Below are 7858 nucleotides of genomic sequence, written 5' to 3' on the forward strand. Positions count from 1 at the left end.
CGTCGCGACGGGGGCGCCGCCCGAACCGCCCGCCACGGCGGCCACGACCGGCGGCTCGCGCAGCACGCGCACCCCCAGGTAGGTGAGGTAGGTCGCCGCCGCGAACGTCAGCCCGACGATGATCCACGGCACCGCCGCCACGGCGGCGCCGACGCCGATCGCGACCGCCGCCACGGTCGCGAGGTAGCCGAGGAGGATCCCCGCGAGCGACGGCAGGATGGTGCGCTCCCGAGTCCCCGCCGCGATGAGGAAGGCCCAGTCGGGCCCGGGCAGGATCACCATCAGGGTCATCATCACCGAGCACGCGATGAGCAGTTGCACGTCCATGGGAACGAACCTAGGCAGGAGCGCGTGGAAGCCGCTGCCCAGTTCCACCCCGCCGCGCCGCGCTCGTGGAAGAATCCTCCACATGGATGCCATCGATCGGAGAATCCTTGCCGAACTGCAGCACGACGGCCGGCTGAGCCTCACCGAGCTCGCCGAGCGCGTACAGCTCAGCATGTCGCCGACGCACCGCCGCCTGCGCGCGCTCGAGGCATCCGGGGCGATCACCGGGTACCGAGCCGTCATCGACCCCGACGCGGTCGGCATGGGGTTCGGCGCGCTCGTGTTCGTCACGATGGACCAGGCCAACCGGGCGACCGTTCCCGCGTTCGACGAGGCCGTCGCCGAGATCCCCGAGGTCATCCAGGCGCTGCGGCTCTTCGGCGACCCCGACTACCTGCTGCGCGTCGCCGTGCCCGACCTGTCCGCCTACCAGCGCCTGTGGGACGAGCGGCTCTCGGCGCTGCCTGGCGTGCGTCGCGTCGAGTCGACCCTCGTGATGAAGACGATCGTCGACGACCGGCCGCTGCCGGTCTGAGCGGTCGCCGCTCCGGTGCGGGGACGGCGCCCGCGCCGGCGTCACGCCAGCCGCAGCACGACGCTCCCCCGCTTCCTCCCGGAATCGACGTAGCGGTGCGCCTCGACGATCTCGTCGAGGTCGTAGGTGCGGTCGACGACCGGGCGCAGGTCGCCCGCCTCGGCGAGCGCGGTGAGCCGGGCCATCCCGTCGGCGCCCATCGACCCGCCGGCCTGGTTCACGAGGATGCCGCGGCGACGCGGGCGGAGCGCGGCGCCGATCATGCCGGCCAGGTCGGCGATCACGAGCAGCAGTGCACCGCCCGGCCGGATGAGATGACCGACGCGGCCGAACGGCGCGTTGCCGACGCACTCGACGATGACGTCGTAGCGCGGATCGGCGCCCGGCGCGGCCGCGGCGAAGTCCTCGCGCGTGTAGTCGATGACGTCGTCGGCCCCGAGCGAGCGCACGAGCTCGGCGTTCCGCCCGCTCGTCACCGCCGTGACCCGGGCACCGCGGCGCTCGGCGAGCTGGACGACGGCCGTGCCCACGGCGCCCGATGCGCCGTTGACGAGCACCTCGGTGCCGGGGCCGACGTCGACCAGGTCGAGGTACCGCAGCGCGGTGTGCCCGCCGAAGAGCACCGCGGCCGCCTCCTCGAACGACAGGTTCGCGGGCTTCCGCGCGACCTCGTCGCCCTCGCCGACGGTCACCCACTCGGCGTGGCATCCGAAGCGCGCGCCGCGCATGAGGATCACCTCGTCACCGGGTGCGAAGCGCGTCACCCGCGACCCGACGGCCTCCACCACGCCGGCCGCCTCCATGCCGAGCACCGCGTGCTTCGGGCGGCGGAACCCGATCGCCGGCCCGACGAGGAGCCCGAGCCCGCGCGGCACCTCGCGCGTGCGCAGGCGATGGTCGGCGATGCTCACGGTCGAGGCGTGCACGCGCACGAGCAGTTCGTCGTCGGCGGGCTCCGGCCGGGGCCGGTCCGCGACGACGACGGACTCGGGGCCGCCGAACCGTTCGACGACGGCGGCTCGCATGGTGAGGGTGTCCGTGGTGGTCATGAGTACTCCCTTACGTCGTAAGTCTTACGTCGTAAGATACGCGCATCGACGCCCCGCGTCCATACCCGGCGGGCGAACCTCACGTTGTAAGGTGAACAGATGGGGCCGAAGGCATCCGAGGTGCGGACGAGCGCGCCGCGCACGCCGCTCACCCGCGAGCGCGTGCTGCAGGCCGCCTCCGACCTCGCCGACCGCGACGGGCTCGACGCCCTCACGATGCGCGCCCTCGCCGAGTCGCTCGGCGTCGAGGCGATGTCGATCTACTACCACCTGCCCAACAAGAACGCGATCCTCGACGGCGTCGTCGAGCTGACGTTCACCGAGATCGCGGCCGGGGTCCAGCGTCAGGGTCCGGCACAAGGGGATGCCGCGGGCTGGGCCGCCGCGGTCCGGGAACGCATCCTCGGCGCGCGCCGCGTGCTGCTGCGGCATCCGTGGGCCCCCGTCGTCATCGACCAGCGGAAGTCCTTCTCGCCGGCGATGGTGCGACACGTCGACGGCATCGTCGGCATCATGCGCGGCAGCGGGATGTCGCACGACCTCATCCACCACTCGCTGCACGCGATCGGCAACCGCATCTACGGCTACGTGCAGGAGCTCTCCGACGACGGCCAGGCACCGCCGCCCGGGCAACTCGAGCAGATGCAGTCGTTCGCGCCCCACCTCGCCGCCATGCTCGCCGACGTCGCCCACGTCGATCCCGAGTCGACGCTGGGCTGGTGCGACGACCAGACCGAGTTCGAGTTCGGCCTCGACCTGCTGCTCGAGGGCATCGAGCGCCGTCGGATCGCCGAGGCCGCCGCACGCTCCGCCCCCGCGACCGGGTGACCTCTGCGGCGGGGATGCGGTGCGACATCCGCCCGACCGCCGCAGGGGCTGGCCCGGCACCCGGCCCCGGCGTACGTTGGATCTCGAACGAGGAGGTTCGCGTGAGCGCCACCCGAGAGTCCACCGTCTCCACCGTCTCCGCCGTCGACGAGCAGGAATCCCGCGCGGTCGCGGAGGCCGCGCGCGAACAGGAGTGGCGGAAGCCGAGCTTCGCCAAGGGCCTGTACCTGGGGCAGTTCGACCTGTCGCTGATCCATCCGCACCCGAGACCCGACGCCGAGCGGGTCGAACGCGGCGAGGCCTTCCTCGCCGACCTCGAGGCCTTCCTGCGCACGGTCGACGTCGCTGCGATCGAGCGCGACGCCCGCATCCCCGACGACGTCTTCCAGGGGCTCGCCGACCTCGGCGCGTTCGGCATGAAGATCCCCGTCGAGTACGGCGGACTCGGCCTCGGCCAGATCTACTACAACCACGCGCTGACGATGATCGGCTCGGTGAACGCGAGCATCGGCGCACTGCTCTCGGCGCACCAGTCCGTCGGCGTGCCCGAGCCGCTCATGCTCGCCGGAACCGAGGAGCAGAAGCGGCGCTGGCTCCCCCGCTGCGCGGCGGGTGCGGTCAGCGCGTTCCTGCTGACCGAGCCCGAGGTCGGCTCCGACCCCGCCCGGCTGCAGGCGACGGCGGTGCCGTCCGAGGACGGCTCGGAGTACGTGCTCGACGGCACGAAGCTGTGGACCACGAACGGCGTCGTCGCCGAGCTGCTCGTCGTCATGGCCCGCGTGCCGAAGGCCGACGGGCATCGCGGCGGCATCAGCGCCTTCATCGTCGAGGCGGATGCCCCGGGCATCACCGTGCACCGTCGGAACGCGTTCATGGGCCTGCGCGGCATCGAGAACGGGCTCACCTCGCTGAAGGGCGTGCGCGTGCCGGCCGGGAACCTCGTCGGCCGCGAGGGCGAGGGGCTGAAGATCGCACTGACCACGCTCAACGCCGGCCGGCTCGCCATCCCGGCGATCTGCGCCGGCTCCGGCAAGTGGAGCCTGAAGATCGCCCGCGAGTGGTCGAAGGCGCGCGTGCAGTGGGGGCACCCCGTCGGGGAACACGCCGCGGTCGCGCACAAGGTCGCGTTCATCGCGGCGACGACGTTCGCGCTCGAGGCGGTCGTGGACCTCTCGGGCGTGCTCGCCGACGAGGACCGCAAGGACATCCGCATCGAGGCCGCACTGGCGAAGCTCTGGGCGTCCGAGATGGGATGGCGCATCGCCGACGAGCTCGTCCAGATCCGAGGCGGTCGCGGCTTCGAGACCGCCGAGTCCCTCCGGGCCCGCGGCGAGCGCGCGGTCGGCGCCGAGCAGCAGCTGCGCGACCTCCGGATCAACCGCATCTTCGAGGGCTCGACCGAGATCATGCACCTGCTGATCGCCCGCGAGGCGGTCGACGCGCACCTCACGGCCGCGGGCGACCTGATCGACCCGCATCTCGAGGTCGCCGATCGCCTGAAGGCGGCCGTCTCGGCGGGCGGGTTCTATGCGCGCTGGCTGCCGCAGCTCGTCGCCGGGAAGGGCGACCTCCCCGCGGCGTACGACGAGTTCGGCCCCCTCGCGACCCACCTTCGCTACGTCGAGCGCACGAGCCGCAAGCTCGCGCGCGCCACCTTCTACGGCATGGCGCGCTGGCAGGGCGGGCTCGAGCGCAAGCAGGGCTTCCTCGCCCGCGTCGTCGACGTCGGGGCCGAGCTGTTCGCGGTCGCGGCCTCGTGCGTGCGCGCCGCGATGCTCGCCGCCGACACCCCCGACCAGGGCAAGTCGGCCTTCCAGCTCGCCCACACGTTCGCCGAGCAGTCGCGGCACCGCACGGAGCGCCTGCTCGACGAGCTCTGGCACAACACGGACGCCACGGACGAGCGACTCGCATCGCGCGTGCTCGACGGCGACTACGCCTGGCTCGAGGACGGGATCCTCGACCCGAGCGAGGGCACCGGCCCGTGGATCACGGAGGCGATCCCGGCGGATGCGATGGACGACGTCCACCGGCGGGTGATCGGGTCGACCCGCGACACCTGAACGTCGAGCGTCGGAGGCGGGGATCGCCCCGCGCCGCCACAGCGACTTCCGAGCAGCCATCGGTACGCTCGGGTGAGTCCACCGAGTCCTGGAGGCGTCGAGCACCCCGTGCCCTACCCCACCGATGGTCCCCGCCGTCATCCCGCCCGCTCCGCTGAGGCGCGTCCGTGACCGCGGCCCTGCTGCTCCTGTTCGTCGGCCTCGTGCTGACCGCCGCGATCATCGCCGCGAACGGCTACTTCGTCGCCCAGGAGTTCGCGTACATGTCGGTCGACCGCGCTCGCCTCCGTGCGCGCGCCGAGCAGGGCGACGCGGCCGCGGAACGCGCACTCGCCGTCACGCGGCGCACGTCGTTCATGCTCTCGGGCGCGCAGCTCGGGATCACGGTCACAGGCCTGCTCGCCGGGTACGTCGCCGAGCCGTTCATCGGCGAGTCCCTCGGGGTGCTCCTCGGCGGCGTCGGCGTGCCGCCGAGCGTCGGCATCGCCGTCGGCACCGTGCTCGCGCTCGCCCTCGCGACGGTCGCGCAGATGATCTTCGGCGAGCTGTTCCCGAAGAACCTCGCCATCGCGAATCCGGAGCCGCTGGCCCGCGGCCTCGCGAGGTCGACCCAGGTCTACCTCGGCGTGTTCGGATGGCTCATCACGCTGTTCGACGCGGCGTCCAACGCCGTCCTCCGCCTCATCCGCGTCGAGCCCGTGCACGACGTCGACTCGAGCGCCACCGCCGAGGACCTCGAGCACATCATCGACGACTCGCGGGCGAGCGGCGACCTGCCGGACGAGCTGTCGATCCTGCTCGATCGCATCCTCGACTTCCCCCGCCGCGACGTCGAGCACGCCATGGTGCCCCGCGTGCGCGTCGACACCGTCGCGCCCGACACGCCGATCGCCGACCTGCGGGCGATCATGGCGAGCGGGCACACGAGGTACCCGGTGATCGGCGACCGCGAGGAGCCCATCGGCGTGGTGCACCTCGCCGACGTGCTGCGCGCCGACCCGCACGACCGTCGGGCGGTGCGCGAGATCATGCGCGCCCCGCTCGTCGTGCCGACGCTGATGCCGCTGCCCGACGCGCTCGACGCCCTGACGGAGACGCGGAACGAGCTCGCGTGCGTCATCGACGAGTACGGCGGCTTCAGCGGCGTCGTGACGATCGAGGACCTGGCGGAGGAGCTCGTCGGCGAGATCGCCGACGAGCACGACGTCGAGACGACCGCCGGCACGGAACGCGACGCGGAGGGCGTCTGGGTCATGGACGGCGACGTGCACCTCGACGAGGTCGCGCGCATCATCGGCCGCGGACTGCCACGCGGCGACTACGAGACCATCGCGGGCCTCATGATCGCCGAGCTCCGGGGCCTGCCGACGCCGGGCGAGGTGGTGGAGGTCGAGCTCCCCGTCAGCGGCGCGGACCTCGCGGAGCACGACGAGCCGGCGGCGACCCGACTGCGCATCGAGGTCGCCGAGATCGATCGCCACGTGCCATCCGTCGTGAGGGTCGCCCTCATCGAACCGGAGGTCGAGCGATGAACCCGTGGATCGTGGTCCCGGTCACCCTCGGGCTCATCGTGCTCAGCGCCTTCTTCGTGATCATCGAGTTCGCGCTCATCGGGGCGCGCCGCCACCGGCTCGAGCAGGATGCCGCGGACAGCGCGTCCGCCCGGGCGGCGCTGCGCGGCATGAACGAACTCACCGTCATGCTCGCCGGAGCCCAGCTCGGCATCACGGCCTCGACGTTCGCGCTCGGCGCGGTGACGAAGCCCGCGGTGGACGAGTGGCTCGGTCCGGTGTTCCTCGCGTGGGGCCTGCCCGAGTGGCTCGCGGGCGGTGCCGCATTCGCGCTCGCGCTGCTCATCGTCACGTTCCTGCACCTGGTCATCGGCGAGATGGCGCCCAAGTCGTGGGCCATCGCGCATCCGGAGCAGGCCGCGAAGCTCATCGGGCTGCCCTCCCGCGGCTTCATCCGCATCTTCCGCCCGTTCCTGCTGTGGGTGAACCGGATCGCCAATGCGCTCGTCGCGAAGACCGGGGTCGAGCCCGTCGATCGCGCCGCCGTCGGCGGACGCGACGCCGACACCATCCGCAACCTCGTCGAGTACTCCACGCAGGTCGGCGTGCTGGAGCCCGAGCTGCAGTCGCAGATCAGCGAGGTGATCGCACTGCAGGAGCTCTCCGTCGACGACATCACCAGGCCCGACGGCGCTCCGACCTCGGCGCCGGCGGATGCCACCGTGGCCGACGTGCGCGACGCGGCGCTCGCGTCGGGCCACCTGCGCATCCTGCTCGACGACGGCACCGGTCGGATGGACGAGGTCGTGCACGTCCGCGACACCCTGCTCGCCGCGGACGACGAGCGTGCGACCGACTTCGCGCGACCGGCCCTCCGGGTCGACTCGGCGATCCCGGCCTACGAGCTCCTCCGTCGCATGCGCGAGGAGCAGGTGCAGCTCGCCGTCGTCGAACGCGACGGCGAGCTGCTGGGCGTCGTCACGCTGACCGACGTGATCCAGCGCGTCCTCCCGGTCGCCGGGGAACTGCCCGAGAACCGGTGAGGATCGGCGGGGCCGCGGTTCCGCAGATCTGCGCGGCCTAGAGCAGCCGCCCGATCATCGCCGCCGCGCGCGCCGCGCCATCCGTCTCGACATCGCGGTAGTCGACGGTCCGGCCGATCTCCTCGGCCATCGCCGCGGCGAGGGCCTCGGGCGTGAGGTCGTCGTACTCCATGAAGCGGCCGGCCCGGTAGCGGTCGAGGCGCGCGCGCACGTGGAAGCGCTGCTCGAAGTGCTCCTGCAGCGGCACGTAGATGAACGGCACCTTCGCGGCGGTGAGCTCCATCGTCGTCGTGAGGCCGCCCTGCACGATCGCGAGGTCGCACGCCGTGAGGTGCTCGTGCAGGTTCGGCACGTACGCCCGGTACTCGACGCCGGGCACCTGCGGGAGGCTCGCCGGGTCGATGCGCGGCCCGGTCACGACGATCATGCGCAGGCCCGGGATGGCGCGGTGCGCCGCCCCCGCGCCGGCCACGATGCGCCGCAGCAGCGAGGCGCCGACGCC

Annotated in this window: 8 protein-coding genes; 5 read left to right on the top strand and 3 right to left on the bottom strand. The window is 72.5% G+C overall.

Going from position 1 to position 7858, the window contains the following annotated elements:
* A partial coding sequence (locus ESO86_RS07655; protein WP_165307485.1) for a LysE family transporter occupies positions 1–327 on the bottom strand: 327 nt, incomplete at its 3' end.
* Positions 328–409: 82 nt separating this feature from the next.
* Here ESO86_RS07655 and ESO86_RS07660 point away from each other — a divergent pair.
* The gene (locus tag ESO86_RS07660; protein ID WP_129234365.1) at positions 410–862 is read left to right on the top strand and encodes an Lrp/AsnC family transcriptional regulator; all 453 of its coding nucleotides are present in this window, start codon (positions 410–412) and stop codon (positions 860–862) included.
* A 41-nt stretch (positions 863–903) separates the two neighbouring features.
* Here the strand turns inward: ESO86_RS07660 and ESO86_RS07665 are convergent, their stop codons facing one another.
* Positions 904–1911, bottom strand: coding sequence for an NAD(P)-dependent alcohol dehydrogenase (locus tag ESO86_RS07665; protein ID WP_207207054.1), 1008 nt, complete (start codon positions 1909–1911; stop codon positions 904–906).
* A gap of 99 nt (positions 1912–2010) precedes the next feature.
* Here ESO86_RS07665 and ESO86_RS07670 point away from each other — a divergent pair, with 99 nt between their 5' ends.
* The 4 genes from ESO86_RS07670 to ESO86_RS07685 all read left to right on the top strand — a co-directional run bounded on the left by ESO86_RS07670 (position 2011) and on the right by ESO86_RS07685 (position 7356).
* Positions 2011–2739: a TetR/AcrR family transcriptional regulator gene (locus ESO86_RS07670; protein WP_129234366.1), complete on the top strand. Its 729-nt coding sequence runs from the start codon at positions 2011–2013 to the stop codon at positions 2737–2739.
* Between the two features lie 101 nt (positions 2740–2840).
* Positions 2841–4802, top strand: a complete 1962-nt coding sequence (locus ESO86_RS07675) for an acyl-CoA dehydrogenase family protein (RefSeq protein ID WP_242492262.1) — start codon at positions 2841–2843, stop codon at positions 4800–4802.
* 167 nt (positions 4803–4969) lie between these two features.
* Positions 4970–6334, top strand: a complete 1365-nt coding sequence (locus ESO86_RS07680; protein WP_129234368.1) for a hemolysin family protein — start codon at positions 4970–4972, stop codon at positions 6332–6334.
* Positions 6331–7356, top strand: coding sequence for a CNNM domain-containing protein (locus tag ESO86_RS07685; protein WP_129234369.1), 1026 nt, complete (start codon positions 6331–6333; stop codon positions 7354–7356). Before ESO86_RS07680 ends, ESO86_RS07685 begins: the two co-directional genes overlap by 4 nt.
* A gap of 37 nt (positions 7357–7393) precedes the next feature.
* On the opposite strand, the gene ESO86_RS07690 is transcribed toward ESO86_RS07685, so the two are convergent.
* On the bottom strand, positions 7394–7858 hold a 465-nt coding region (locus tag ESO86_RS07690; protein ID WP_277985216.1), incomplete at its 5' end, for a glycosyltransferase.

This window comes from Agromyces binzhouensis, from assembly GCF_004135055.1.
In the GTDB taxonomy this organism is placed as follows: Bacteria; Actinomycetota; Actinomycetes; order Actinomycetales; family Microbacteriaceae; genus Agromyces; species Agromyces binzhouensis.

Excerpts from the sequence above, each read along its gene's own strand:
- ESO86_RS07665 (WP_207207054.1), bottom strand. The coding sequence starts at position 1,911 with ATGACCACCACGGACACCCTCACCATGCGAGCCGCCGTCGTCGAACGG.
- ESO86_RS07660 (WP_129234365.1), top strand. The coding sequence starts at position 410 with ATGGATGCCATCGATCGGAGAATCCTTGCCGAACTGCAGCACGACGGC.
- ESO86_RS07670 (WP_129234366.1), top strand. The coding sequence starts at position 2,011 with ATGGGGCCGAAGGCATCCGAGGTGCGGACGAGCGCGCCGCGCACGCCG.
- ESO86_RS07685 (WP_129234369.1), top strand. The coding sequence starts at position 6,331 with ATGAACCCGTGGATCGTGGTCCCGGTCACCCTCGGGCTCATCGTGCTC.